The organism is Pigmentiphaga aceris (assembly GCF_008119665.1).
In the GTDB taxonomy this organism is placed as follows: Bacteria; Pseudomonadota; Gammaproteobacteria; order Burkholderiales; family Burkholderiaceae_B; genus Pigmentiphaga; species Pigmentiphaga aceris.
This window is the reverse complement of the sequence record NZ_CP043046.1, coordinates 1,100,166-1,125,940: the sequence shown is the minus strand read 5'-3', so window position 1 is coordinate 1,125,940 and position 25,775 is coordinate 1,100,166. Positions and strand designations below refer to the sequence as shown.

Sequence of the window (25,775 nt, the reverse complement as noted above, 5' to 3'; positions counted from 1 at the left end):
GGCGTTCGCCATGAAGATGTATGTCTTGTCCCTTGGCGCAGGCCTGCTGGTCGGTGTGCTGTATGGGCTGTTGAACGTGCGCTCGCCCGCGCCACCGATCATTGCCCTGGTAGGCCTGCTCGGCATTCTGGCCGGCGAACAAATTCCCGCACTTGTCCGGCATTACCTGGACAAACAACCTGCCGCCACGTCCTGGCACGAGCAGGTCAAGCCTCACATGTTCGGCCACTTGCCGGGTGCCACCATTGCGGCCGGCGACGCGGCCGCCACGCCGCCCGACAGCCCGCCCTGGATGCAGTACGTGGGCGAGCCCGCCTCGTCCGATTCCCAGACTGACACCAACACCCCGCTCAAGACCGACGGCAAGGCCGATGCGCCGATTGCCCGCGACCCCAACGCTTGAAGGAAGACGCCATGTCCACACCCCAGACGCCAGACCTGATTCTGCACAACGGCCAGTTCACCACACTGGACCGCAGCAACCCGGTCGCCCAGGCGGTCGCGATCCAGGCCGGGCGCTTCACCCAGGTCGGCCGCAATGAAGAGATTCTGCCGCTGGCCGGTGCCGGCACGCGCCTCATCGACCTGAAAGGCAAGCCGGTCTTGCCGGGCTTGATCGACAACCACATCCACATCATTCGTGGCGGGCTGAACTTCAATCTGGAATTGCGGTGGGACGGCGTACCCAGCCTGGCCGATGCGATGGCCATGCTGAAGGCCCAGGTAGCCATCACCCCCGCCCCGCAGTGGGTGCGCGTGGTGGGCGGCTTCACCGAACACCAGTTCGTGGAAAAGCGCCTGCCCACGCTGGAAGAACTGAACGCAGTCGCACCCGATACGCCCGTGTTCATCCTGCACCTGTATGACCGTGCGCTGCTGAACGGCGCTGCCCTGCGCGCCGTGGGCTACACCCGCGACACGCCGGAACCCCCGGGCGGACAGATTCTGCGTGACGCAGCTGGCAATCCCACCGGCCTGCTGCTGGCCAAACCCAGCGCGTCGATTCTGTACGCGACGCTCGCCAAAGGTCCGAAGCTGCCGCCGGAATACCAGGTCAATTCCACGCGCCATTTCATGCGTGAACTGAATCGCCTGGGCGTGACCGGAGCCATCGACGCGGGTGGTGGTTTCCAGAACTACCCCGAGGACTATCAGGTGATCCAGCAATTGGCCGATGCCAATCAGCTGACGATTCGCCTGGCCTACAACCTGTTCACGCAAAAGCCCAAAGAAGAAAAGGCCGACTTCCTGAACTGGACGGCCACTTCGACCTACAAACAGGGCGACGACTATTTCCGCCACAACGGCGCAGGCGAAATGCTGGTGTTCTCGGCCGCTGACTTCGAAGACTTCCGCCAACCTCGCCCCGACATGCCGGCCGAGATGGAAGAAGACCTGGAAGGCGTAGTGCGCGTGCTGGCGGAAAACCGCTGGCCATGGCGTATGCACGCTACTTACGACGAAACCATCACCCGCGCGCTCGACGTGTTCGAGAAGGTCAATCGCGACATTTCGCTGGCTGGCCTGAACTGGTTCTTCGACCATGCGGAGACCATTTCCGACAAGTCGATTGCGCGGATCGCAGAACTGGGCGGCGGCGTGGCCGTGCAGCACCGCATGGCCTATCAAGGCGAAGACTTCGTGGAACGCTACGGCGCGGCTGCCGCCGAAGCCACGCCGCCCGTGTCGCGCATTCTGGCGGCAGGTGTGAACGTGTCGGCAGGTACCGATGCCACGCGTGTGGCGTCCTACAACCCGTGGGTGTCCTTGTCGTGGCTGGTCACCGGTCGCACGGTAGGTGGCCTGCGCATCACCCCGCAGCGCAACTGCCTGGACCGCGACACCGCGCTGCGCATGTGGACCGAGAACGTCACCTGGTTCTCGAACGAACAAGGCAAGAAGGGGCGCATCGAAGCCGGTCAACTGGCCGACCTTATCGTGCCGGACCGCGATTTCTTCCGCTGCACGGAAGACGAGATCGCCGGCACGACCGCCCTGCTGACCTTGGTTGGTGGCAAGGTGGTTTACGGCGCGGGCGAGTTCGCGCGCCTCGACGACACCTCGGTGCCGCCCGCCATGCCGGACTGGTCGCCGGTGCGCCGTTACGGCGGTTTTGCAGCCTGGGGCAAAGACCAGGAAGCCGATCCGGCAGCCGCCGCCAGGATGGCCGCCCTGTGCGCCTGCGACACCAGTTGCAATGTCCACGGCCATGCCCACGGCGCGGCCTGGGGCAGCAACGCACCGGTGTCAGACTTCAAGCAGTTCTGGGGCGCGCTCGGCTGCGCGTGCTGGGCAGTGTAAATGTCCTTCAAGCATCTCGACGCCCCGCACTGGGCCTCGTCGCCAGCGGTGCGCTGGATCGCCCTGCTCTGCCTGTGCGCCGCATATATACAAGGCGGGCTGTTCAAGCTGCTGGACTTTCCCGGTGCGGTGGGCGAGATGCAGCACTTCGGCATTGCGCCGCCTGCCCTGTTCGCCGCGCTCACCATCGTGGTCGAACTGGGCGCGCCCGTGTTGATCCTGGCGGGCATCTGGCGCTGGGCCGGCGCACTTGCGCTGGCTGGTTTCACGGTATTCGCCACCCTGGTTGCCAACCGCTTCTGGGAAATGAGCGGACAGGAACGTTTCATGACGACCAATGCATTTTTTGAACACATCGGGCTGATCGGCGCATTCGTGCTGGTGGCCTGGATGGACCTGCGCGAACGACGCGCAGCGCAACACAGTCGAGACACGGCATGAGCGCCACCCCTACCACCACGGCCACGCCGGGCGCTTTTGCCGCCCTGCGTCGCCCGGTCTTCGCCGTCCTGTGGATCGCCACCATTCTGGGCAACACCGGCAGCTTCATGCGCGACGTGGCCAGTGCCTGGCTGGTGACCGATCTGTCGGCATCGCCCACGGCAGTCGCCATGGTGCAGGCAGCGGGCCTGCTGCCGATTTTCCTGCTGGCGATTCCCGCTGGCGTGCTGGCCGACATCCTGGATCGACGGCGCTTCCTGATTGTCATCCAGCTGCTGCTGGCAGCGGTCAGCGTCACCTTGATGCTGATGGCCAAGACCGGTGGTCTGACCGTGAGTTACCTGATCGGCCTGACCTTCATCGGCGGCATCGGGGCTGCACTGATGGGACCGACCTGGCAGGCCATCGTGCCTGAACTGGTCCCCAAGGCGGACCTGAAAGGTGCGGTCGCGCTCAATTCCCTGGGCGTGAACATTGCACGCGCTATCGGCCCGGCCGTGGGCGGACTGCTGCTTGCCAGTTTTGGGGCGGCAGTCACCTACGGCGCAGACGTGGTCAGCTATGTGTTCGTGCTGGCGGCCCTGTTCTGGTGGAAGCGCAAAGCCGACAGCGACGACGATGTGCCGGAACACTTTCTGGGTGCCTTCCGTGCCGGGCTGCGCTACACCCGCGCCAGCCGCCCCTTGCATGTGGTGCTGCTGCGCGCGGGCATTTTCTACGCATTCGGCAGCGCGATCTGGGCCTTGCTGCCGCTGGTTGCGCGTCAGCTGTTGAATGGTGACGCCGGTTTCTATGGCCTGCTGCTGGGCGCGGTCGGCGCGGGTGCCATCATCGGTGCGCTGGTCATGCCGCAACTGCGTCGCCTGACCGATGGCGACGGCCTGGTATTGGGTGCGGCGGTTGCCGCCGCCGCGGTCATGGTTGGCCTGGCGTTCGGCCCGCCGCGCTGGGCTGCATTGGCCATGTTGCTGGTGCTGGGCGCGGCGTGGATTGTGTCCCTGACCACGTTCAGTGGTGCCGCACAGTCGGTGCTGCCCAACTGGGTGCGCGGACGTGGCCTGGCGGTATACCTGACCGTCTTCAACGGAGCCATGGCCGCAGGCAGCCTGGGCTGGGGTGCGGTCGCGCAACAATGGGGCGTGCCGGTTGCCTTGTGGGCGGGTGCAGCGGGCCTGGTGGTCGTGGGCATCATCTGCAATCGCCTGGCGCTGCCAACTGGCGATGCTGACCTGGACGCCTCGCGTCACTGGCCTGATCCGCTGACCGCAGCACCGGTAGACCACGACCGAGGCCCGGTGTTGATCCTGATTGAATACCGCATCGAAGACACCAATCGTGCAGGCTTCCTGCAAGCGATGAAACAGCTGTCGTCAGAGCGTCGGCGCGACGGTGCCTATGCATGGGGCATCAGCGAAGACTCGGCTGAACCGCAACGCATTGTCGAGTGGTTCATGGTCGAATCCTGGGCAGAACACTTGCGCCAGCATCACCGGGTGTCCAATGCTGATGCAGATTTGCAACGCGAAGTCGTGCGCTTCCACACCGGCCCCGATGCGCCCAAGGTGCAACATTTGATCGGTGTTGCGCCACCGGGCTGAGATCAATCCACACACGTCGTTTGCGCGTAGACCGACACGGGGAGCCAACAGCAGCATTTTCTGCTGTTGGCTCCCCGTTTTTCATATGGTCACGGCAGGGTATGCCGGGTACCCGCAAAGTGGCTTTCGGACCCGCTTTTTCACATCAACGGCAAGCCATTTATTGCGCAGCAATCCAGCCATTCAATGGCGTCGGCCACGTTCCGCATCGTGGCGCACGTGCCGCCTGCCGGTCACGCCACGCGCGTCATCACGCGCTACGCTGGCGGCACGCCGGTGCATTCCTTGCAGATGATTTCTCAGTGCACAACCGGCACCCAAAACAGCATGCCTGCCGCCCAGACGCGCAGGCGGAGACGCAATATGGACACCCCGATTCGACGCATTTCTCATCCTGGCATTCCTGCTGCCGACCGTATTCAATACGTAGCTGGGCACGCGGAAAAGTTCGAGTTCATGCTTGAACCCGGTTTCAGCATTCTGGAATCCATCCGCCGTGGCCTGGCCGCACACGGCTATGAAGACGCGGTGCTCGACCTGGAGGGCGGCAGCTTCTGCCCCTTCGTCTACGTGATTCCATCCCTGTCATCCACCCCCGAACACGCCGTCTGGTACAGCGACATCCATCGCCCGGTTGGCGAAACCACCCTGGAACGTGCCACCGTGACCTTCGGTGTGCGTGACGGCGAAGCCTTCCTGCATTGCCATGCCCTGTGGGAAGAAGCCGATGGCAAGAAGCTGGCGGGCCACGTGATTCCGCACGATGCCATGGTGTCGTCGCCGATCCGCGCGCAGGCCTGGGGCATGACCGGCATGCGCTTCCAGGTGGACAAGGACACCGAAACGAATTTCTCGCTGTTCCAGCCGCGCGCCCACGAGGTCGCCCTGGCCGACAACGTACCCGCGCAGGTCACGGAAAAACGGTTCTACGCCATGCGCCTGCGACCCAACCAGGATTTCTGCGGTGCGCTGGAAGATTTCTGCGACGAACACAGCATTCAGACTGCCGTGATTCGCGGCGGCGTGGGAAGCGTGATCGGCGCCTTGTTCGAAGACGGACACGTGGTCACCCCGATCGCCACCGAACTGCTGGTGCGCGACGGCCACGTATCGCGTGACGCAAGCGGCCAGGCCGTGGCGCATATCGATGTCGTGCTGGTCGACTACGAAGCAGGACTTGCCGACGGCGTGCTGGTGCGCGGCAAGAATCCGGTGTTGGTGACGGTGGAACTGCTGCTGGAAAAGACCAGCTGAATCAGGCCCGTGACTGCCTGCCAACCGGTTACAAGCTTGATGCGGGCAAACCCGTAGCAATGGGCAAGCTTCTTGCTAAAGTGGGTTCACCACCCATTTACGCAGGAGCAGTTCATGTTCGCATTCATCGGTATGTTGATCGTCGGTTTCATCGTGGGCCTGCTTGCCCGCGCGCTCAAACCAGGTGACGACAAGCTTGGCTGGATCATGACGATCCTGCTGGGTATCGGTGGTTCGCTGATCGCAGGTTACGTTGGCCGCGCCGCTGGCTGGTATGCCCCCGGTGAACCGGTGGGCTGGATCGCATCGATCATCGGCGCGATTGTGCTGCTGGTCATCTACGGCATGATCAAGAAGCGCTGATACCCTGCCGCGCTGTGAACCGGGTCAGCCTCGACGCAGCGCAAGAAAAAATGGCCCGAGTCCTGTCAGGACTCGGGCCATTTTTCTTTTGAACCATTGCCAGTTCAGACGTAATAAAAAATGCTGATGAACTGGCATGCGCTGCCGGCCATCACAAACAGATGCCAGATGCCGTGGAAGTGCCGGACCTTCTTGTCCAGCGCATAGAAAACCACGCCACCGGTATAGAACAATCCGCCCGCAGCCAGCCAGGCCATGCCAGCGCTTGGCAAGGCGTCCATCAGCGGCTTGATTGCAAACAACACCATCCAGCCCATTACCACATAGACCGCAATCGACAACGCGCGCGATCGCCGCCCGACGCGCATTTCCTGAACGATGCCGATCAGGGCAAGTGTCCAGTTCAGCGCAAACAGCCCCCAGCCCCAGGGGCCGCGCAGCGTAACCAGCGCAAACGGCGTGTAGCTTCCGGCGATCAGCAGAAAAATCGCGCAATGATCCAGCCGTCTGAACAGCGGCTTTCTTGGTCCTTGCACGCTGTGATACAGCGTGGAAAACAGGTAGAGCAGGATCAGCGTGGTGCCGTAGATGGCTGAGCTGACGATGCGCCAGACATCGCCTTGCTGCACGGAAGACCAGAGCAATGCCACTGTGCCGAACACCGCCAGCAGGGTGCCGACGAGATGGCTGTATCCGTTGAAACGTTCACCTTGGTACATGAGGCTCCGACGTGATGAGACTTTCGTCTGCATGGGGCATTAAGCCGGATGGTAGCGATTTGAATCCGTAATGCGGCCTGGGCGCTGATCTTGCTGAAGGTCAGGCAAACCGCCCGAATACCCATGAATTTTCCCATAAGCGCACATTCATACGGGCAAATCTGCTTGCGCGTTCCAGCAGACCTTTGCCGGATCTTCGAGAAAGCGCGTTCTGAACGCTGCTTTTGACCACGCCTGCTTTTAAGCAAGTTCCCTTTTAACCAAGCCCCTTTAATCAACCTCCTTTAACCAAGCCCATTACCTGCCCTGAGGGCTGACATGAACCGTCTCAACTACTCGGTAGACCTAGCTTATGAAGTCGTGGATCCGACCGCCGACTTCATCTTCAACATCGAGGTCGCCAAGACCGAACGACAGACCATCGTGAATGAGCAATTCACGATCACGCAGGGTATCAATGTCGAGCGTTATACCGACCCGGTATTGGCCAATCGGGTGGCTCGCGTGCGCGCGCCGAAAGGCCCGCTCAACATCCGCTACGAAGCCACGGTGGATATCGACCACCGGCTCGACTACCCCGCCGACCTGGTAGAGGTACCGATCGCGCAATTGCCGTTCGAGGTGCTGCCGTTTCTGGCCCCCAGCCGTTACTGTCAGTCCGATCGGCTGCTGGAATTCGCCATGCGTGAATTCGGCAATCAGCAATGGGGCTACAGCCGCATTGAAGGCATTCGTGCCTGGGTGCGCAACCACGTGCGCTTCCTGTCGCGCTCGACCAATGAACGTACCTCGGCGCTGGACACCATCGTGGAGCGCACCGGCGTGTGCCGCGACTTCGCGCACTTGATGATCGCTATTTGCCGGGCGATCAGCATCCCTGCCCGCTTTTCCAGCAGCCTGGATTACGGTGCCGACCCTGCCCTGGGCCCCCCGGACTTTCACGCCGTGGTCGAGGTCTACCTGTCAGGCGGTTGGTACCTGATCGACCCGTCGGGCGCATCGATTCCGACCGGCCTGCTGCGCATCGGCACCGGGCGCGATGCCAGCGACATTCCGTTTGCCGCCATCTTTGGCAATGTGGTGTCGCAGCCGCCGGTGATCAGCATCGAACCGGTGGAAGATGCTGCCAAGGGGTTTGCATTGCCGGTGTTCACGCCCTTGGCGATATCCACGTGGTGATGTGGGAAGTGAACACGGCAGCCAAGTGGCCGCCGTGTTGTAGGCGCATTTGATGTGATGCAACGGCGGCTAAGGGGCCGCCGTTTTCCGCTGTTTTCATTCACACCCGAATCAAATCACGCAGCCGCCTGCCGCGACCGTGTTGCCGGGTGCACCGGGCGCTGCAAGCCCAGATTCTCGCGCAGGGTGCGCCCTTCGTATTCCTTGCGGAACAGGCCACGACGCTGCAATTCCGGGATCAGCAGCTCGACCACATCATCCAGCCCGCCCGGCATGAAGGGCGGCATGACATTGAAGCCGTCTGCGCCCTGTCCGTGAAAGCGTTCCTCGATTTCATCGGCAATCTGCGCGGGGGTACCCACGATCTGCCAATGGCCACGTGCACCGGCCACGCGCAGATACAACTGGCGAATCGTCAGGTTCTCGCGTCGCGCCAGGCCCAGCAGCAGCGACTGGCGGCTTTTGCTGCCTTCGGTCTCGGGAATGTCTTGCGGCACCGGGCCATCGAGCGGGAACTGCGACAAATCCACCCCGCCCGCCATGCCGGCCAGCAGTTGCAAGCCCACTGCCGGATGCACCAGCGACTGCAGCAAGTCGAATTTCTCACGCGCTTCGGATTCCGTGCGCCCGACCACCGGGAAGATGCCCGGCATGATCTTCAGGCTGTCCCGATGCCGCCCGAAACTGCCCAGCCGGTCTTTCACGTCACCATAGAATTCCTGCGCATCGGCCAGCGTCAGTTGCGCCGTGAAAATGACCTCGGCCGATTCGGCAGCCAGGGCCTTGCCTGCCTCGGATGAACCTGCCTGCACGACCACTGGATGCCCCTGCGGCGGCCGGGCCACGTTCAGCGGTCCGCGCACGGAAAAGTGCTTGCCGCGATGATTCAGCAAGTGCTGTTTGTCCGGGTCGTAGAACTGCCCTGCTTCCTTGTCACGGCTGAAGGCATCGTCTTCCCAGGTGTCCCACAAACCTGTGACCACCTGCGCAAATTCACGTGCGCGCGCGTATCGGTCAGCGTGTGCCACGTGGCTGTCGCGGCCGAAGTTATGGGCTTCTTCGGCGTTGGACGAGGTGACCAGATTCCACGCGGCGCGCCCGCCGCTGATGTGATCCAGTGACGCGAATTTGCGGGCAATGTGATACGGCTCGTTGTAGGTAGTGGACGCCGTGGCAACCAGCCCCACGTGCTCGGTCACCGCTGCCAGCCCCGACAACAAAGAGATCGGCTCGAACTGCGCCACATAACGCGTGGCGGTGCGCGACAAGGATTCCTGCTCGCTGGGTGCACCTCGGGTGCCCACGCTGTCAGCCATGAACAGCAGGTCGAACTTGCCGCGTTCGGCGGTTTGCGCCAATTGCTTGTAGTGCCCGAAATTCACGCCCGCATCTGCCTGAGCCTGCGGGTGCCGCCAGGCCGCCACGTGATGCCCGGTCGGATACAGAAACGCGCCCAGCTTCAGTTGATCCTGACGCCCAGCAGCCATGTGCTTCCCCTCTTGATCGCAGTATGCGCAACGCCCACGGTCGCGCGATTAGCCGATCAACTTAGAAGAAAGCGCATGCCGCAGGAACGATGGATTTTCTATGACCTTATGCGTGGGCTTGTGCGTGGGGTTACGCGTAGGGTTGTGCGTGGGGGCTGACGTCCCTGCCCACGATCACGGGCAGATAGACCAGCGCAGCCGCCAACCAGCACACCACCGCCGACCACATCACATGACTCGGAAAATGCGCCCCCTGCACCACCCGTATGAAGCCGAACAACAGCCCCGCAGTCACGCCCACCGCCAGGCCTGCCCAGCGCAAACGACGACTGCCCACAGCCCAAGCAAAGAAGTACAAGGCCAGCAGACAGAAGCCTGCCCCCGCATGCCCGCTGGGCAGGCAGCGCCCTGCTTCTGCCCGCGACGGTGCCCACCAGGAACTGGCGTAATCCGCCGCAAAACTGGCGTAGCCGCCAAACTCGCGCAAGTCCCAGGGACAGTGCGCCACCGTCATCGATTTCAGCTGCGTCACCACCGCCGGGCCAATGGCCAGCGACGCTGCCAGGGCCCACGCGGCTTGCCGCCAGGGACGCCACCGGGGAAACACATAGCTGCCCAGTGCCAGCCCTAGCGCCACCAGGCAGACGCCAATCGGCACGAACTTCAGCAGGTGGTGGCCGATCACTTCCAGCCACACCGCATCACGCCACGGAAAACTGTGCAGGGCTTCATCAAAGAACCCTTGCGCTACCTGCATATCCCAGCCTGAACGATGCATGAGCAAGGCCAGTGCAGACAGCGCCAGCGGCACCATCCACACGTTCACCAGCAGATAGATCCAGGCCGCGCGTGCCCGGCTTACGGCGGGGTGGCCGAGCGGGCCTGGTACAGCCACATGGCCCACCGGCATGCGGACGACCGCACGCACCCGCGCATCCCCATGCCACGTGTTTTCGGACGATCGATTCATTCTTTCTGCAAGCCCGACACGAACATCTGTTGCGAAGTCTGGAACAAGGCCTGGGCATCGGACTCAAGCTGCGGGTCGTGCGGCGCCGGACGCAGTTGTTTGCTGACCGGATCGTAGATTTCCGTCTGCATGGTCTTGCCGAAACCCAGCGTGGCAACCCGGTCTCCACGCATCATCGCGCTGTCGCGGTTGTGGTTGAACACCGCATAACCGTCTTCGGGTTTCATGCGCAGAATGTCACGGCCTGGCAGGCGCGAGTCATACGACAGATGCAGCAAGCCCAGAATGGTCGGCCCCACATCGATCTGGCTGGCAAGGGTGTCGATGCGCTGCGGTTGGATGTAGGCCGGGGCGTGGATCACCAGGGGAATTTCATAGGTCGATACCGGCACTTCGGCACGGCCGTACACCCGCGCACCGTGATCGGCCACGATCACCAGCATGGTGTCTTTCGCCCAGGGTCGGGTTTGCAGTTTGTCGAAGAAATGGCCGATGGCGTAGTCTGCATAACGCACGCCAGCATCGCGGCCACCGCCCTTTTCCGCCACGCCGGGAATGCCTGCGGGGAAGGTGAACGGCTTGTGGTTGGACGTGCTCATCACCACGGAAAACACCTGTTCACCACGCGCTACCTGCTTGTCGAAGACATCCAGCGCGTTGTCCATCAAAGCTTCGTCGGCAATGCCCCAAATGTTGGCAAACTTGGCGCTGGGCATGTCGGTGCGATCCACCACTTTCCAGCCGTTGCCGCCGAAGAAGGCGTTCATGTTGTCGAAGGTGCCGTAGCCGCCGTAGATGAAGGTGGGGGCATAACCTGCCTGTTTGGCAATGCTGGCCAGGTTGAACAGACCTTCGTTATTGGTACGTTTCACCACGGACTCCGGCGGCACCGGTGCCAGGCTGGTGGTGACCGCTTCCATGCCGCGCACGGTGCGGGTGCCGCTTGCGTACAAGTGCGTGAAGCTCATGCCTTGTGCAGCAATACGGTCGATGTTCGGGGTCAGGCCACGTCCACCCAGGCTGCCGACAAATTCCGAGCCCATCGACTCCTGCAGCAACACGATCACATTCATCTTGCGCACCGGCCCCAGATCGCGGTTATCCACATGGCGCGCAAACGGGTTGTCCCCACCCGAGGGTTGCGTATTGTTCTGGCCCAGCAGGTGGCGAACACGCGTAGCGGCTTCCTGCGTCGACAAGGTGGCGTAGTAGGCCTCGTAGTCGATGTGCGCATTGCGCGCTGCGCTGAAGAACGCGTAGATGCCGTTGGCGGCCAGTTCATTGGCCACACGCTCGTGGCCGCGCTGCACGGTTTGCAGATTGACACCAGCAAGTGTCGCGGCCGTCACCAGTGCCACGCCTCCCATCACCAAGGTCCGGCTGCCATAGCTGCTGGATTCAGCAAACGCGGCGCGGATGCGAGCACGCAGCACCCAGGTCAGGCTCAGGCTCATGGCAACCGCAGCACTCAAGACCTTGTAGACCGGGTAGGAGTCGCGGATGTTGGTCAGGACTTCTGTCGGGTAGATCAGATATTCGACTGCCACGTAGTTGAAGCGGGCGTTGAATTCATCGAAGAAGAAATATTCGGATGCGATCAGGTAGAGGCTGGTGCCGATGGTCAGCGCGATGCCCGCAAAGACCATCGCGCGCCCGACGCGCGACTGGTAGAGGCGACGCGGTGCCAGCCACAGGTAGACGGCAAACGGCAGCACCAGATACAGGCCAGTGATTGCATCCATCAGCGCACCGCTGATGAAGATGCGCGGCAACATGCTTGCGCCGATCAGGTCTTGCGACAGGCTCAGTGCCGACAGCAATACGCGGGCGGCGAACGCACACACGAAAGTGATCTGCCACACCAGCAGCGCCAGCGACGCGCGTCCCTGGATCGTGGGCAGACCAAGGAAATTGGCACGCGATACCGCATGTGGGGCGGCAGCGCTGACCGCGTGCGGGACAGAAGGCAGAACGCGCGACATGGCGTCTCCGAAAGCATGGACAAGGGTGCCCAGACTACGGAGTGCGGTGTCGAAAGCCTGTCAGACGGATGTCGAATTTTTGTGAAATTCGGGGTAAAAATTCGGCGGCAAAATCAGCAAAAAATCAGCCAGAAAGTTCGGTCTGAAAACGCAGCGTGAAGACGGTTTCCCGCGCACGCGTATCGGACGTATCGGACGTTACGGCAAGCGCCCAGCCCTGCACGTCACATACCCGCTTGACGATCGCCAGACCCAATCCCCGGGTTTGCATCGGGTCGGTCTGCGCGGGTGCTGCACTGGGTGTATCGCTGCTTTTACCGCTGGGTGTATCACTTAAACGCCCACGATAAAAGCGGTCGAACACCCAGGGCAGATCGTCTGCTGCAATGCCAGGGCCGTCATCGGAAAACCGCAGGCCGTCCGGCAGCAGGTCGATGCAAAGCGTCGCCGGTGCCGCATGGTCACAGGCATTGCGGATCAGGTTGCGCGCCACCGTCAGCAAGGCATACCGATCAAGCGTCCACTGCGCCTGCGGATCGACACGGTTGACGATAGACAAGCCAGTGGCCTGCGCCCGTTCATGCAGGCCGTCACAGGCATCGTCCAGGCAATTGGCCAGGTTTACCGATTCCTGCGTACCCGACATCGCCCCGCTGATCGCATGCGTGGACGCAATGGTCTGCACAATGTCGTCCACCGTGCGCATGATGCGATGCAGACGCGCCTGATCGGCAGCGGAACGACTCGTGTCGAGCAGCAACAGTTCCGCATCGGTGCGGATGGCCGTCAATGGCGTGCGCACCTCGTGGCTCAAGTTGGCAGCGAATTCGCGCTCGCGCGCAATCGATCGGTCGACCCGATCCTGCACCCGATTGAAGGCTTCCACCAGCCGGCCGGTTTCATCGTCACGATCGATGTCGATGCCGGGTTCGCCGGGTGCCCAGCTGGCAATGCGCACCGCCACTTCATGCATCGGCCCCACCACCACACGCGCCAAGGCGCGCGACACGCCGTAGCCCGCCAGCGTGCACAAGGCCCACAACGCCAGCAAGGCCGCACCAAAGGTGTAGACCCGTTCTTCGTTGGCGGTTGCATCGAAGGCCACGGCCAGCGTGCCGCCCGCCACGGGCGCGATGACCACGTGCCAGACCAGGCCATCCGGGTGCACCTCGTGCGGCCCGGGCTGCAAGCTGCGCAAGGCCGGTGGCAGTGCGTCGGAAGATGCCACCACCCAGGCTTGCAGGCCACGGCTCAGTTCCACCGGCGCAGGCTGCGGCACCGTCAATTCGCCTTGCTCGATCCGTGTCATCAGCCGCTGGGTTTCCAGCAAGACCAGCGCATCGGCCAACTCGTCTTCCTGCTGATCCAGCACCTGGTAGGCCAACACCGCCAGCAAGGCCACAAACAAGGCCACGGCACCTGTCAGTGCCCAGATGACACGCTGACGCAAAGAGCCGTTTTTTTTCTTCACCAGCGAAACGGGTGCAGGCCGACCAGCTTCGACATCGACCGCGCCATTCACGATGCGTCCACCCGCATGCGCACCCCCACACCGTGAACCGTTTCTATGCCATCGAAACCCGCATCGGCCAGGGCTTTGCGCAGCAAGTGCAACTGGCTGCGCAAGGCATCGCGCTCGGGGATGTCGGTTCCCCACAGCGCATGTTCAAGCTCGGTGCGCGCCACCACCCGGCCCGGATCACGCAGCATCACTTCCAGCAATTGCACAGACTTCGGTGTCAGACGCACCAGTTGACCAGCCACACGCAATTCGCGCTGCCGCGTATCGAAACTGAGCGTGCCCACCTGCTTGACCGCATTGCCCACCGCCCCGCTTGCGCGCTTGCGCAAGGCCGCCACCCGCGCCTCGACTTCTGCCAGCGCGAACGGCTTGGTCACGAAGTCGTCTGCACCGCGCGAGAATCCGTCCAGTTTGTCTGCCAAGGTGTCGCGCGCGGTCAGCAGCAAGACCGGCGTGGCCAAGCCCAGCTCAGTGCGCAGTCGGTGCAGCACGGTCATGCCATCGACCCCGGGCAGGCCGATGTCGAGCACGATCACATCAAAGCTGTCGGTGCTCAGCCGATGCAGTGCCGAACGCCCGTCGTAGGCAGCGTCCACGACATAGCCTTTGGCTTCGAACCAGGCGAACAGGTTGCTGACAATGGTGGCATCGTCTTCGACGATCAGCAGGCGGCAAGGCGGAAGCTGGGACACGGTGGGCTCGACGGATAGGCTTGCGCTGAGGCGTGACGTTCAATCTTAGAACTGAATGCTGCGGAGTGTCGCGCAAGGGGGGAACCAGAAATCAGACGCAACCAAACTGGCATGATCATGGTCTGCGTAACATCGCTGCATTTTCGCAAGCAGCGCGTGGTCACCACGCACACGCAACACTGCCTGCTACACGTTCAACCAAGGAGCAAACATGAATCTGGGAATCAAGGGACGCCACGCACTGGTCTGCGCATCAAGCAAAGGACTGGGCCGCGCATGCGCGTTTTCGTTGGCGCGCGAAGGGGTACATCTGACGCTGATCGCACGGGGTGCGGACGCGTTGGAAGCCACCGCCGATGAAATTCGCCAGGCCACCGGCGTCACGGTCCAGACCATTGCTGCCGACGTCACCAACGCGGAAGGTCAGGCTGCAGTACTCGCCGCCTGCCCCAACCCCGACATTCTGATCACCAATGCAGGCGGCCCGAAACCGGGCGACTTCCGCGACTGGGATCGCGATGCATGGATTGCGGCCCTGGACGCCAACATGCTGACGCCGATTGCACTGATTCGCGCCGTGGTCGACGGCATGATCGAGCGCCGTTTCGGACGCATCGTCAACATCACCTCGGGGGCGGTCAAGGCACCGATCGACATTCTTGGCCTGTCCAACGGCGCGCGCTCGGGGCTGACCGGTTTTGTCGCCGGTCTGGCGCGCAAGACCGTGGCGCACAACGTCACCATCAACAACCTGTTGCCCGGCCCCTTCGACACTGATCGTCTGCGCCAGACCGCAAATCACTGGGCTGCGCAAAACCAGCAAACCGTTGAAGCGGCGCTTGCCGAACGCGCGGCGGCCAATCCAGCCGGCCGCTTTGGTGACCCTGCGGAATTCGGCGATACCTGCGCATTCCTGTGCAGTGCACAAGCCGGTTTCATGACAGGCCAGAACGTGCTGCTGGACGGCGGTGCTTACCCCGGCACCTTCTGATCGGGCCATACGGCTAAGGTCAACCAGTACATCCAAGGACAGGTACCTGTTGTTCACCGGTGCCGTCCGACCCAGGCGTTGTCACCAGAACCGGTGTACCAGCGCCCCCACCCAGACCCCTGCGCACAGCAGTAAGCTGAGCAGCACTGCTGCGCTGCCCATGTCTTTGGCCTGGCGAGACAGGTCGTGCCATTCAGGCCCGATGCGGTCGATGGCCGCCTCGATCGCCGAATTCAACACTTCAACGATCAACACCAGCATGACCACGGCGGCCAGCATGGCGGTTTCCAGCCAGGTCTGGCCGATCACGAACGACAGGGGCAGCAAGACGGCGGCAAGCAGGATTTCCTGCCGGAAGGCAGCTTCCTTCCATGCGGTGCGCAGTCCGGACAGCGAATAACCGCCTGCATGCCAGATACGCCCGACGCCGCGGGCTACCGGTGGAACGCTGGACATGACATATCCCGAAACAATTGAACAAGTCGCCTAGCTTATTCCAGGGCGTGTCAAAAGCGCGTGATCAAGGCGTCGAATTTTCGTGAAATTCTGGTTTTTGCCAAGGCCGCTGTGACAGCGCGACCACACCAGGCAGGTTACGCTGCATTGGCAACAGGCATAGGACTTGCACAAGCCTGCTTGCAAGATCACTTACACGCCCCCTTTGACCGCAGCCCGCCTTCGCGCGCTTGCACCATCCTCAGGAGCACCTATGAGCATCTTCTCGAAAATCCTCAGCAAGATCTTCCCGTCCAGCCACGCCGAGACGCCCGCCCAGGGATCTTCCGGCCCCATCGCCACCGAGCGGCCCAATGTGGCGGCTCCGGCTCCTGCAGCCATTCCCCAGGTCGATGTCGAGGCGGTGCTCAATGGCATGGCCAGCCAGCATGCTGAAAAACTGAACTGGCGCACGTCGATCGTGGATCTGTTGAAGCTGCTCGGCCTGGACAGCAGCCTGGCCGCCCGCAAGGAACTGGCAAGTGAACTGCACTACAGCGGCAGCACCGACGATTCGGCTGCCATGAATATCTGGCTGCACAAACAAGTGATGCAGAAGCTGGCTGCCAACGGCGGCAAGATCCCTGACGATCTGAAGGATTGATCTGCGGGATTGATCTTTAGAGCCGGTCTACACAAGGCGGCGGTCGGGCTGACGCCGCCTTGCTTCATCAAGCAGGTATCCGCCTCAGTGCGTGGTCTGATGCGTGGCCATCACCACCGCCTGCAGCAAGGTTTCCACGTCGAAGGGTTTGACCAGAATCGACTTGGCACCCAATACCCGCCCCACTTCGACCATATCTGCGTAACCCGTTGCCAGGATCACGGGCAGGTCCGGGAAAATCTCGCGCGCGTGCTTGATGACTTCCGCGCCGTTCATGCCACGCATGGCGTAATCGACAATCAGCAGATCAGGGGCCGTACGCTCCAGCGCGGCCAGTCCTGTGGGGCCGTCTGCTGCAGACGTTACCGTGTGGCCAGCAAAACTCAGGCTGTCGACAATCACGCGTCGCACGTCCGCATCGTCTTCAACGACCAGAATGCGTCGATAACCCACTGAATCGACCGTGGTGTCGATTGGCGCATGGGTGCTTGCCGACCCGGCATCGGCCGCGGGGAAGCAGATCTCGACCACGGTGCCACGATCGATCTCGCTTTCAATACGGGCAACACCGCCCGATTGCTGCGCAAACCCGTACACCTGACTCAGCCCCAGACCCGTGCCACTGCCTACCGGCTTGGTGGTGAAGAAGGGATCGAACACCTTGGGCAACAAGGACGCGGGAATGCCACGCCCCTCGTCGGCGACCGACACCACGACATAGGTGCCGGGCGGCAAGTCGTCGCCAAGATCCTCACGCAAGGCAACCGACAAAGTCAGCGTGCCCACGCCGTTCATTGCATCCTTGGCGTTGACCGCCAGGTTGAGCACCGCCATTTCCAGCTGGTTGGCATCGATTTGCGCCCACGCCTGTTCACCATTCAAGGCCAGCTTGAGCTGCACAGACGAACCGACTGAAATAGCCACCAGTTCCTGCATGCCGAACAGCAAGGCGTTCACGTCCACCAGACGTGGCCGCAATGGCTGGGCACGTGCGAACGACAGCAGTTGCCCGGTCAGCTTGGAGCCACGATCCACCGCCCGGCGTGCACGTGCGGCCAACGCAGCCGGTTTGCTGTCGAGCGCCAGCCGGCCAAGCAGATCCAGGTTCATGCTGACGACGTGCAGCAGGTTGTTGAAATCATGCGCAATGCCCCCCGTCAGGCGGCCGATGGCTTCCATTTTCTGCGCGTGCACCAGTGCTGCCTGCGCACGTCCACGCTCGGAAATTTCCGTCATCAGGCGGTCGTTGGCACCGGCCAGTTCTCGCGTGCGGGCTTCGATGCGGTCTTCCAGTTCGCGGTTGAGCTTTTCGACAGTCGCCCGCGTTTCATCCAGTTCTTCCAGATGTTGCCGGGTGGCATATTGCCGATTGCGCGCACGCACTGCGGCGTCCGCCGCACTGGCCAGGGTTTCGGCATTGACCGGGCGTTCCAGCAGCACCACATTGCCCAGGGCGTGCAAGGATGCACGGGCGCTACCGGTTCGGCGTGTGGTCTGGCGGGTAGCCAAGACGATGAAGGGAAAGTCAGACCAGCTGGGCTGCTGCGTCAACCAGCGATCGAGCGGACTGTCGGGACTGACGGAAAACGCTTCCTCGGTCACGATGGCGGCAGCCGCCCCTTCGTTCAGGGCATCCAGCAACTGTTGTTGTGACAGACAGATGTGAACGGCAATGTTGCGCCCGGCCAGCACACTTTGTACGACCTCTGCATCGCGTCCACGCGGCGCGTGGACAAGTACCCGTCGCTCGGTCACGTCAGGCCTTCGCGATGGCAGGTCCATCGCTCAGCAGGGGCTGATGGCCACGGTAGGTGGCCACCCCGTTCATCACGCCTTCGAAATCCGTCAGCGCGTCGCCAACGTCAACGCCGTCGGCACCCAGCCGGAATTCACGAATCGTCAGCTCATGACGACTGGTGCGGCTTTTGACCACGGATAGCGCTTTCAGCAGACTACCCCGAGCTTCGAAGTAACGGAACGACAGGATGGCGTCGCTGAGGTAGCTGACATCGATATCGCTGCGCCCATCGCCGAACAGGCCGTGCTGACCCAGCACCAGAATGGTCGCAATGCCACGCTGGTTCAGATAGGTAAGCAGTTCATGCATTTGCAGCATCAAGAACTTGCCGCCCGGCATGGCCTGCAGGTAGGCATTCAGGCTGTCGATACCCAATACCGACACGCCGCGCTCTTCCACCGCTTCCCGAACCATGTTGGCGAATTCACCTGCCGAGACCTGTGCAGGGTCCAGCGACACCAGATCGAATTGACTATTGTCCAGATAGGAGCGGATGTCGATGCCAAGCGCGTCGCAGCGCGTAAGCAAGGTGCCGACGCCCTCATCGAACAGGTAGTACGACACCTTCTCGCCCCGCGCCAAGGCTGCGGCCAGGCATGCCATGGCGGTCGTGGTCTTTCCCACCCCCGAGGGGCCGGCAAACAAGGTGTTGCTGCCGTAGGTCAGGCCGCCGCCCAGCATCGCGTCCAATCCGGCATTGCCGGTACTGGCCGCAGCGGGGCTGAAACGGACATGGTGCTCGGCAGCCACCAGGCGCGGGAATACCGAGATGCCGCCGGTGTCGAGCCTGAAGTCGTGTTCGCCACCGCGAAACTTCACACCACGCAGTTTGGCCACGCGCAAGAAGCGTTTGTCTTCGCCATATTCGCCCAGGGTCTGGCTGAGGCTGAGCACGCCGTGGGCGATGCTGTGCAATTGCAGGTCGCCCTCGCGAGCAGACTTGTCGTCCAGCATCAGCACCGTACAGCCACGAGTGGCAAAGAAATGCTTCAGCGCCAATATCTGGCGGCGATAACGCAAGGGGTCCTGGGCCAGCAAGCGCATCTCGGACAGACTGTCGAACACCACCCGTGTAGGACGGCTCTTTTCAACCTCGGCCATGACGCCGCGCGTGGTTTCGCCCAGTTCAACTTCCGAGGGATGCAAAATGGATTGCTCGGCATCGGGGCTCAGGCCCTCGACCGACAACAATTCAAATATCTTCAGACCGTCCAAGGTCCAGCCATGAGATGCCGCGACCGTACGTAGTTCGTCACCCGTCTCCGACAAAGTGACATACAAACCGCTTTCGCCACGCGCCACCCCTTCCAGTAGAAACTGGATACCCAGCGTGGTCTTGCCAGCGCCTGGCTCACCTTCGATCAGGTAAAGATGGTGCGCAGGAAAACCGCCGCCCATCACGTCGTCCAGGCCCGCAATGCCAGTAGACGCCCGCAGTTGTGTAGGCAGATTGAGGGGGACAGGTTTTTTCATCGGAGAACTTCCTGCCAAAGAGGCAATAGGGCGGACGACGTCCTGCGCAGCGCACGCAGGTAACAAGGTAAACGCAGGGTAAGAATGGGATAAGAACGACGTGCTGGCGGTCAGCGCCAAGAAAATTTTTAACTAGACCGTAAGCAAAAGTGATTCGTCAGCACATAGCGTGCCTGAGATGAAATATGGCGTGTTCGCCAGATTTTTCAAGCGCAAGGGGAACTTGGTAAAGTCGGACAATAAGTCAACGATGAACGGTGTTGGTCAGCATGACGGAAAACATCGTGATCTCGTTCTAATGTCATATTGATCTAGGCATTACCCGTAGTTCCGTTGACCAAGCCACCCTGCCTTCCTAAAATTATTGTCGGACAATAATCAGGTGGTTGGCGATGATGGCAACGCAAGATAGTTCAGCTTCCTTATCATCCGGGCCAGAAGCCATGACAGGCCCACGCTTTCGCGCGCCTGCAGACACGGCTCACCTGCCATGGCTGAAAATTGCTGCCTACCTTGCCAGCCAAGGTCTGCAACTTGATCCCGCGACACCACCACGGCAATTCCAGGGCGGGCTGGCCAACCTGAATTTCCTGGTGCAGCTGGCTACCGGCCCTGCGGTGCTGCGCGCCCCGCCAGCCGGCCCCCTGCCCAAAGGCGCGCACGACATGCGCCGGGAATATCGCATCCTCAGCCGACTGTGGCGCGCGCTGCCCGTCGCGCCGCGCGGTTTGCATCTGTGCGAAGACGAAACGGTCTGCGGCAGGCCGTTCATCCTGGTTGAGTATCGACCGGGCATCGTCATGACCGGCGACCGGCCGCCGGAACTGGATTCGCGCCAGGGTGCAGGAGAATATCTGGGTGAAGTCCTGATCGACACCTTGGCCGACATCCACGCGGTGGACCCGGCCTCCGTCGACTTGTCTGAATTGGGCCGGCCCGATGGCTTTCTGCAACGCGCGCTGGACGGCTGGATTGCGCGCGCCGAAGCCTGCGCACCCAATGGGCTTTCTCCTGCCGCGCACAAGGTAGTCACGTGGCTGCGTGCCCGGCCGGTACCACGTGGCGACGCCACGCTGCTGCACAACGACATCAAACTCGACAACCTGATTCTCGATCCGCAGACGCTGGCCGCTGTCGCCGTGGTCGATTGGGACCAAGGCACGCTTGGCGACCCCTTGTTCGACCTGGCCACCCTGCTGAGTTACTGGACAGAAGCCGGCGACCCACCCGCCATGCATCAGCTTGCACAAATGCCCACCGCCAACTATGGGTTCCCGAGCCGGCGAGAGGCTGTCGCCCGTTATGCCGCGCGCACCGGCCGCAACCTGAGCGAATTCCGTTTCCACCGTGTGCTGGCACTTCTGAAGCTTGCGGTGATCTTCCAGCAACTGCATCAACGCGCGCTGCGCGATCCTGCCACCCCGCCGCAGTACGCCGGTTTCGGTGCACTGGCCGACGGCATTCTCGAATTTGCCGGCGATGTCGCCGATGACCGGTACTTCTGAGATCGGTGTTTCTGAGATCGGTACTTCTGAGCCAGTCATATCTACACCCAGTTTCAGCCTCCAACCTTCCAGCCACCAGGACCCACACCATGGATTTCTCCCTGTCGGACGAACTGACCGACCTGAAAGCCCGCGTCGAGGCCTTCGTCCGCGACGAACTGATCCCGCGTGAACGCGATCCGCGCCAGGGTCCACATGGCCCCTCGGACGAACTTCGCCGTGAATTGAACCAGCGAGCCTTGGCTGCTGGTCTGTTCGCGCCGCACATGCCGCGCGAATGGGGCGGCCTGGGCCTGGATCACCGGGGCAAAGCGGTGGTGTTCGAAGCAGCCGGCTATTCCTTGCTGGGACCGCTTGCGCTCAATATCGCCGCCCCCGACGAGGGCAACATGCACCTGATGGAGCAGGTTGCCGACGAGCGTCAGAAGCATCGCTGGCTGGGGCCGCTGTCGCGTGGCGAAACCCGGTCTTGCTTTGCGATGACCGAACCGCGCCCGGGTTCCGGGTCTGACCCGGGCATGCTCGCCACCACCTATCGCAAGGTCGATGGCGGCTATCGCATCAATGGCGAAAAGTGGTTGATCACCGGCGCGCAAGGCGCATCCTTCACGATCATCATGGCGCGTGATGTCAATTCGCCCGAAGGCAAACCGCGCGCCACCATGTTCCTGGCGGACATGGACACGGCAGGGATTTCGGTCGATCGCACGCTCGATACCCTGGACCAGAGCTTCCCCGGCGGCCACTGCGAAGTCTCGTTCACCGATGTGTTTGTGCCTGACGAAGACGTATTGGGCGCAGAAGGCGAAGGCTTCCGATATGCGCAGGTAAGACTTGCGCCAGCCCGGCTGACCCACTGCATGCGCTGGCTGGGTGCCGCACGCCGCGCGCACGACATCGCCGTGGATTACGCCAGCCGCCGCCATGCCTTCGGCAAACCGCTGATCGAACACGAAGGCACCGGTTTCCAGCTGGCCGACAACGAGATGGATATCCACACCTCCCGTCTGGTGATCGCCCACACCGCCTGGGTGCTCGACCAGGGCCACAAGGGGCGCCATGAATCGAGCGTGGCCAAGGTGATCTGCTCGGAAGCCATCTGGCGCGTGGTGGATCGCAGCATGCAGGTACTGGGCGGATTCGGCACCACTGGCGACACGGTGGTCGAACGCATCTTCCGCGACGTGCGACCTTTCCGCATCTACGACGGTCCGTCGGAAGTGCACCGCTGGAGCATCGCCAATCGTCTGGCCCGGGGACAGCAAAAATGACTGCTTCCGTGAATAACACCGCCAACACCGTATCGGCTGGCCTGCGCGAACGCACACAAGCCCTGTTCGACCTGAGCGGCAAGGTTGCCGTCGTCACCGGCGCAGGGCGCGGCTTGGGCAAAGCCATTGCCGCCGGCCTGGCCGGTTTTGGTGCCGAAGTGGTCTTGTGCGGACGCACACAGGCCACCCTGGAAGCCGCCACGGAAGAACTGATCGCCGACGGTGCCAAGGCCTGGTGGCAGACCGTGGATGTGTCCAAAGAAGAAGATGTCGTCGCCTTGCTGGCTGCGGTTCGCGAACGTCACGAACGCATTGACGTGCTGGTCAACAACGCCGGAGTCAACGCGATCTATCGCCGCCCGGAAAAGACCACGACCCAAGACTGGGCAACCATCATCGACACCAATCTGACCGGTGTGTTCCTGTGCTGCCGTCACATTGGCAGCGCGATGGTCGCGCAAGGCGGGGGCGGCAGCATCATCAATGTCAGTTCGGTGGCCGGCCACGTGGGCTTGCTCAAATCCCTGCCTTATTGCGCGGCCAAGGGCGGGGTCGAACTGGCCACGCGCGCGCTGGCCCTGGACTGGGCGGCCAATGGCGTACGCGTGAACAGCATTGCACCCGCCTTCTTCGAGACCGATCTGACTGCCGGCCTGCGTGACCACGCCGAGTTGTCACAACGCCTGCTGGACCAGACCCCACTGGGTCGTTTCGGCCGTGCCGAAGACATGGTTGGCGCAGCGGTCTACCTGGCCTCGGCCGCGTCGGCTTATGTGACGGGTCATAGCCTGGTGGTTGATGGTGGATGGACGGCACGATGACGCTTGCCGTTGCCATCGACATCGACGACACCCGCTTGTCTGCAAACGGCTTGCCGGACCACGGCAACCCCACCCCGGCCTACAAGCTGGTAGCCGATGCCATCGAACGCCTGATTCTGCAGGGTTCCCTGAAAACGGGGGACGTGCTGCCCGCCGAGACTGCGCTGGCGGCGCAGTTCGGGGTGAACCGTTCGACCGTGCGCGAGGGCATACGCTCCTTGGAACAGAACGGCCTGGTGCGGCGCGAAGGTGGCAAGAAACTGTTTGCCAGCCGGCCGCGTCATGCCGACACGGCGGCCCAGGTCAGCCGGGCTATGCTGCTGCACGATGTCACTTTCCTGAACCTGTGGGAAACCATCGCCGCCCTGGAGCCCGTTGCGGCGGCGCTGGCGACCGAGCGGGCCACCGAGCAGGAAATTGCGGCGCTGGAAGACAACCTGGCGCGGACACAGCGTTCGCTGACCAACCGCGAGAGCCTGACCGAACTGGATATCGAGTTTCATCACCTGGTGGCGGTTGCCGCCCACAACCCTGCCCTGCTGTTGTCACGTGAACCGCTCAGCCATCTGTTTTATCCGGCTTTTTATCAAGTCATGGACCGGCTCAACGCGCGTGAACGGCTGTTGTCCGCCCACACGCATATTGTTCAATCCATCCGCAATCGGGATATGCAGCAGGCGCGCATCTGGATGGACAAACACATCGTGGATTTTCGGCGCGGCTATGAGCTGGCCGACCTGGATATTCATGCCCTGGTCGACCGCGATCTGCTTGCGCCACGCTCGGCATGAACGTATTTCTACGTACTGCCGACGACCCAAAACCCAACACGAAGACATGATTTAACGATGTCTTCATGTTTGCAGCGCATGCTTTTGTCTCATTGGGCGGCAAACGCGAAAAATCCAGCTACCAAGCCGTGTTAGCCGCTTTACACTCCTTCTTTGGCCGGGATTTTTCTGGCTGCGGTGCCACGGGAGGGGCCAGGAATGCAGAGCGATATGACAACCGAAGAATCTGTCATCGGCGATGCCCCCGTCACGCCTCCTGCGCCTCCGATCACAGGCATGTACCGCTACCCAGCGGTAGCAAATGTCTACTTCGGTCAGCCGGCAGCAAAGGTGCTGGCCGAAGAAACCGCGCGTCGCAATGCGCGTCGTATTGTGGTGGTGGCCAACCGCAGCATGCTGCGCGTGGGCGCTGTGCATACTGCCACGCAGCAGATCGATTACCGCATGGTTGGCCTGTTTGCCGATTGCCCGGCGCACACCCCACGTGAAGCGGCCTTGTCCCTGGCAGAAATGCTGCGGGAAATCGAGGCCGATCTGGTCATCAGCGTGGGCGGCGGGTCGGTCATCGACACCGTGAAGGTTGCCCTGATGTGCATGGCAACGGATATCACCCATACCGATCAGTTCGACAGCTGGACGGTGCGTGTGTCCAAGCAGGGAAAACGAATTGTTCCCGCGCTGCCTGAGCACCCGCTGCGACAGATTGCTGTGCCAACAGGTCTGTCGGCCGCCGAGTTCCATGAACTTGCCGGTTGTACGGATACCGCCACCGGCCAGAAGCATTTTTATGGCGGCGGGCACATCTGCCCGGACACCGTGGTGCTCGATCCTGAAATGACCGTGCACACCCCCGCGCGTCTGTGGTTGTCCACGGGTGTACGGGCGGTTGAACGTGCCGTCGATGCGATCTGCGCGCCCAACCGCAACCCGATGATCGATGCCAGCTGCCTGCATGCGCTCAGCCTGCTGGCCGACTCACTGCCCGTCAATCGCACCACCCCTGACGATCTGGGCAAACGCCTGGACAGCCAGCTGGGTGCCTGGCTTGCCACCTCGGGCATCAACCGCCACGACATTGGCGTGAATCAAAGCGTCAGCCACGTGCTGGGTGCCGCCTTGGGGCTTGCGCATGGCGTGGGTGACGCGGCGCTGTTGCCGGCACTGATGGCCTTCAATGAAGAAGCCTGCCCAGAGCGCCACGCGCTGATTTCCAAGGCCATGGGCAAACCCACCCGGCGTGCATCGAAGGTGGTGCGCAAGCTGGTCAGCGCCCTGGGCTTGCCCACGCGCCTGCGCCATCTGCTGCCCGACACCAGCGGTTTCGAGGCAGTCAGCATCAATGTGATGAGCAACCCGGCGCTGCGTGCCAACGTGCGTCCGATCACCGATCCCGAGCAGGTTCGCGAGATTCTCGACGCGGCTTGGTGATTGTCTGAAGAAAAAAACTGCCTGAAGAAAACTGCCTGAGAAAACACAAAAGCCGCGTTCGGATTCGAACGCGGCTTTTTTCATGATGCG

General features: G+C 62.1%; 22 protein-coding genes and 1 pseudogene. 14 read left to right on the top strand and 9 right to left on the bottom strand.

The window, feature by feature from the left end; genetic code table 11:
* Positions 1-10 precede the first annotated feature (10 nt).
* The 6 genes and pseudogenes from FXN63_RS26995 to FXN63_RS04695 all read left to right on the top strand — a co-directional run.
* Positions 11-343 (top strand): annotated as a pseudogene (locus FXN63_RS26995) (DUF1427 family protein); the annotation flags it as partial.
* Between the two features lie 71 nt (positions 344-414).
* Entirely contained in the window at positions 415-2,301 is a 1,887-nt protein-coding gene (locus FXN63_RS04715) for an amidohydrolase (protein ID WP_148813307.1), read from the top strand.
* Complete coding sequence (locus tag FXN63_RS04710; RefSeq protein WP_148813305.1) at positions 2,302-2,742, top strand: DoxX family protein; 441 nt, start codon at positions 2,302-2,304, stop codon at positions 2,740-2,742.
* Entirely contained in the window at positions 2,739-4,340 is a 1,602-nt protein-coding gene (locus tag FXN63_RS04705; protein ID WP_148813303.1) for an MFS transporter, read from the top strand. Before FXN63_RS04710 ends, FXN63_RS04705 begins: the two co-directional genes overlap by 4 nt.
* 363 nt (positions 4,341-4,703) lie before the next feature.
* Positions 4,704-5,594: a PCC domain-containing protein gene (locus FXN63_RS04700; RefSeq protein ID WP_222864003.1), complete on the top strand. Its 891-nt coding sequence runs from the start codon at positions 4,704-4,706 to the stop codon at positions 5,592-5,594.
* Between the two features lie 114 nt (positions 5,595-5,708).
* Positions 5,709-5,957, top strand: a complete 249-nt coding sequence (locus FXN63_RS04695) for a GlsB/YeaQ/YmgE family stress response membrane protein (protein WP_148813301.1) — start codon at positions 5,709-5,711, stop codon at positions 5,955-5,957.
* Between the two features lie 104 nt (positions 5,958-6,061).
* Here FXN63_RS04695 and trhA read toward each other — a convergent pair whose 3' ends face one another.
* The gene (gene trhA, locus FXN63_RS04690; RefSeq protein ID WP_148813299.1) at positions 6,062-6,676 is read right to left on the bottom strand and encodes a PAQR family membrane homeostasis protein TrhA; all 615 of its coding nucleotides are present in this window, start codon (positions 6,674-6,676) and stop codon (positions 6,062-6,064) included.
* 318 nt (positions 6,677-6,994) lie between these two features.
* On the opposite strand from trhA, the gene FXN63_RS04685 reads away from it, so the two are divergent.
* The gene (locus FXN63_RS04685) at positions 6,995-7,855 is read left to right on the top strand and encodes a transglutaminase-like domain-containing protein (protein WP_148813297.1); all 861 of its coding nucleotides are present in this window, start codon (positions 6,995-6,997) and stop codon (positions 7,853-7,855) included.
* Between the two features lie 116 nt (positions 7,856-7,971).
* Here the strand turns inward: FXN63_RS04685 and FXN63_RS04680 are convergent, their stop codons facing one another.
* The 5 genes from FXN63_RS04680 to FXN63_RS04660 form a co-directional block, all read right to left on the bottom strand.
* Entirely contained in the window at positions 7,972-9,342 is a 1,371-nt protein-coding gene (locus tag FXN63_RS04680) for an LLM class flavin-dependent oxidoreductase (protein ID WP_148813295.1), read from the bottom strand.
* Positions 9,343-9,472: 130 nt separating this feature from the next.
* The gene (locus tag FXN63_RS04675) at positions 9,473-10,312 is read right to left on the bottom strand and encodes a phosphatase PAP2 family protein (RefSeq protein ID WP_148813293.1); all 840 of its coding nucleotides are present in this window, start codon (positions 10,310-10,312) and stop codon (positions 9,473-9,475) included.
* Positions 10,309-12,294, bottom strand: a complete 1,986-nt coding sequence (locus FXN63_RS04670; RefSeq protein WP_148813291.1) for an LTA synthase family protein — start codon at positions 12,292-12,294, stop codon at positions 10,309-10,311. The genes FXN63_RS04675 and FXN63_RS04670 overlap by 4 nt, the downstream gene beginning before the upstream one ends.
* Before the next feature lie 124 nt (positions 12,295-12,418).
* Positions 12,419-13,816, bottom strand: a complete 1,398-nt coding sequence (locus FXN63_RS04665) for a sensor histidine kinase (RefSeq protein WP_246165032.1) — start codon at positions 13,814-13,816, stop codon at positions 12,419-12,421.
* Positions 13,813-14,508: a response regulator transcription factor gene (locus tag FXN63_RS04660; protein WP_148813289.1), complete on the bottom strand. Its 696-nt coding sequence runs from the start codon at positions 14,506-14,508 to the stop codon at positions 13,813-13,815. Before FXN63_RS04660 ends, FXN63_RS04665 begins: the two co-directional genes overlap by 4 nt.
* Before the next feature lie 211 nt (positions 14,509-14,719).
* On the opposite strand from FXN63_RS04660, the gene FXN63_RS04655 reads away from it, so the two are divergent.
* Positions 14,720-15,499, top strand: coding sequence for an SDR family oxidoreductase (locus tag FXN63_RS04655; protein ID WP_148813287.1), 780 nt, complete (start codon positions 14,720-14,722; stop codon positions 15,497-15,499).
* Between the two features lie 81 nt (positions 15,500-15,580).
* Here FXN63_RS04655 and FXN63_RS04650 read toward each other — a convergent pair whose 3' ends face one another.
* The gene (locus tag FXN63_RS04650) at positions 15,581-15,955 is read right to left on the bottom strand and encodes a diacylglycerol kinase (protein WP_148813285.1); all 375 of its coding nucleotides are present in this window, start codon (positions 15,953-15,955) and stop codon (positions 15,581-15,583) included.
* A gap of 253 nt (positions 15,956-16,208) precedes the next feature.
* Between FXN63_RS04650 and FXN63_RS04645 the strand changes: the two genes are divergently transcribed.
* On the top strand, positions 16,209-16,598 hold the full coding sequence (locus FXN63_RS04645) for a DUF3597 domain-containing protein (RefSeq protein WP_148813284.1): 390 nt from the start codon (positions 16,209-16,211) through the stop codon (positions 16,596-16,598).
* A gap of 84 nt (positions 16,599-16,682) precedes the next feature.
* Here FXN63_RS04645 and FXN63_RS04640 read toward each other — a convergent pair whose 3' ends face one another.
* Together FXN63_RS04640 and FXN63_RS04635 are read right to left on the bottom strand one after the other, a co-directional pair.
* Positions 16,683-18,353 carry a response regulator gene (locus FXN63_RS04640; RefSeq protein WP_246165031.1) on the bottom strand — a complete coding sequence of 557 codons (1,671 nt, stop codon included), beginning with the start codon at positions 18,351-18,353 and terminating at the stop codon, positions 16,683-16,685.
* Between the two features lies 1 nt (position 18,354).
* Positions 18,355-19,869 (bottom strand): ATPase domain-containing protein, encoded by a 1,515-nt coding sequence (locus FXN63_RS04635; protein ID WP_148813279.1) that lies wholly within the window; start codon positions 19,867-19,869, stop codon positions 18,355-18,357.
* Positions 19,870-20,312: 443 nt separating this feature from the next.
* On the opposite strand from FXN63_RS04635, the gene FXN63_RS04630 reads away from it, so the two are divergent.
* The 5 genes from FXN63_RS04630 to FXN63_RS04610 all read left to right on the top strand — a co-directional run bounded on the left by FXN63_RS04630 (position 20,313) and on the right by FXN63_RS04610 (position 25,685).
* Positions 20,313-21,374, top strand: a complete 1,062-nt coding sequence (locus tag FXN63_RS04630) for a phosphotransferase family protein (protein WP_148813278.1) — start codon at positions 20,313-20,315, stop codon at positions 21,372-21,374.
* 89 nt (positions 21,375-21,463) lie between these two features.
* Positions 21,464-22,645, top strand: coding sequence for an acyl-CoA dehydrogenase family protein (locus FXN63_RS04625; protein ID WP_148813276.1), 1,182 nt, complete (start codon positions 21,464-21,466; stop codon positions 22,643-22,645).
* Positions 22,642-23,466, top strand: coding sequence for an SDR family NAD(P)-dependent oxidoreductase (locus FXN63_RS04620; RefSeq protein WP_148813274.1), 825 nt, complete (start codon positions 22,642-22,644; stop codon positions 23,464-23,466). The genes FXN63_RS04625 and FXN63_RS04620 overlap by 4 nt, the downstream gene beginning before the upstream one ends.
* Entirely contained in the window at positions 23,463-24,257 is a 795-nt protein-coding gene (locus FXN63_RS04615) for a FadR/GntR family transcriptional regulator (protein WP_222864002.1), read from the top strand. Before FXN63_RS04620 ends, FXN63_RS04615 begins: the two co-directional genes overlap by 4 nt.
* A gap of 210 nt (positions 24,258-24,467) precedes the next feature.
* Positions 24,468-25,685 carry an iron-containing alcohol dehydrogenase gene (locus tag FXN63_RS04610; RefSeq protein WP_187395104.1) on the top strand — a complete coding sequence of 406 codons (1,218 nt, stop codon included), beginning with the start codon at positions 24,468-24,470 and terminating at the stop codon, positions 25,683-25,685.
* Positions 25,686-25,775: the final 90 nt, after the last annotated feature.

Excerpts from the sequence above, each read along its gene's own strand:
- FXN63_RS04715 (WP_148813307.1), top strand. The coding sequence starts at position 415 with ATGTCCACACCCCAGACGCCAGACCTGATTCTGCACAACGGCCAGTTC.
- FXN63_RS04710 (WP_148813305.1), top strand. The coding sequence starts at position 2,302 with ATGTCCTTCAAGCATCTCGACGCCCCGCACTGGGCCTCGTCGCCAGCG.
- FXN63_RS04705 (WP_148813303.1), top strand. The coding sequence starts at position 2,739 with ATGAGCGCCACCCCTACCACCACGGCCACGCCGGGCGCTTTTGCCGCC.
- FXN63_RS04700 (WP_222864003.1), top strand. The coding sequence starts at position 4,704 with ATGGACACCCCGATTCGACGCATTTCTCATCCTGGCATTCCTGCTGCC.
- FXN63_RS04695 (WP_148813301.1), top strand. The coding sequence starts at position 5,709 with ATGTTCGCATTCATCGGTATGTTGATCGTCGGTTTCATCGTGGGCCTG.
- trhA (WP_148813299.1), bottom strand. The coding sequence starts at position 6,676 with ATGTACCAAGGTGAACGTTTCAACGGATACAGCCATCTCGTCGGCACC.
- FXN63_RS04685 (WP_148813297.1), top strand. The coding sequence starts at position 6,995 with ATGAACCGTCTCAACTACTCGGTAGACCTAGCTTATGAAGTCGTGGAT.
- FXN63_RS04680 (WP_148813295.1), bottom strand. The coding sequence starts at position 9,342 with ATGGCTGCTGGGCGTCAGGATCAACTGAAGCTGGGCGCGTTTCTGTAT.
- FXN63_RS04675 (WP_148813293.1), bottom strand. The coding sequence starts at position 10,312 with ATGAATCGATCGTCCGAAAACACGTGGCATGGGGATGCGCGGGTGCGT.
- FXN63_RS04670 (WP_148813291.1), bottom strand. The coding sequence starts at position 12,294 with ATGTCGCGCGTTCTGCCTTCTGTCCCGCACGCGGTCAGCGCTGCCGCC.
- FXN63_RS04655 (WP_148813287.1), top strand. The coding sequence starts at position 14,720 with ATGAATCTGGGAATCAAGGGACGCCACGCACTGGTCTGCGCATCAAGC.
- FXN63_RS04650 (WP_148813285.1), bottom strand. The coding sequence starts at position 15,955 with ATGTCCAGCGTTCCACCGGTAGCCCGCGGCGTCGGGCGTATCTGGCAT.
- FXN63_RS04645 (WP_148813284.1), top strand. The coding sequence starts at position 16,209 with ATGAGCATCTTCTCGAAAATCCTCAGCAAGATCTTCCCGTCCAGCCAC.
- FXN63_RS04635 (WP_148813279.1), bottom strand. The coding sequence starts at position 19,869 with ATGAAAAAACCTGTCCCCCTCAATCTGCCTACACAACTGCGGGCGTCT.
- FXN63_RS04630 (WP_148813278.1), top strand. The coding sequence starts at position 20,313 with ATGACAGGCCCACGCTTTCGCGCGCCTGCAGACACGGCTCACCTGCCA.
- FXN63_RS04625 (WP_148813276.1), top strand. The coding sequence starts at position 21,464 with ATGGATTTCTCCCTGTCGGACGAACTGACCGACCTGAAAGCCCGCGTC.
- FXN63_RS04620 (WP_148813274.1), top strand. The coding sequence starts at position 22,642 with ATGACTGCTTCCGTGAATAACACCGCCAACACCGTATCGGCTGGCCTG.
- FXN63_RS04615 (WP_222864002.1), top strand. The coding sequence starts at position 23,463 with ATGACGCTTGCCGTTGCCATCGACATCGACGACACCCGCTTGTCTGCA.
- FXN63_RS04610 (WP_187395104.1), top strand. The coding sequence starts at position 24,468 with ATGACAACCGAAGAATCTGTCATCGGCGATGCCCCCGTCACGCCTCCT.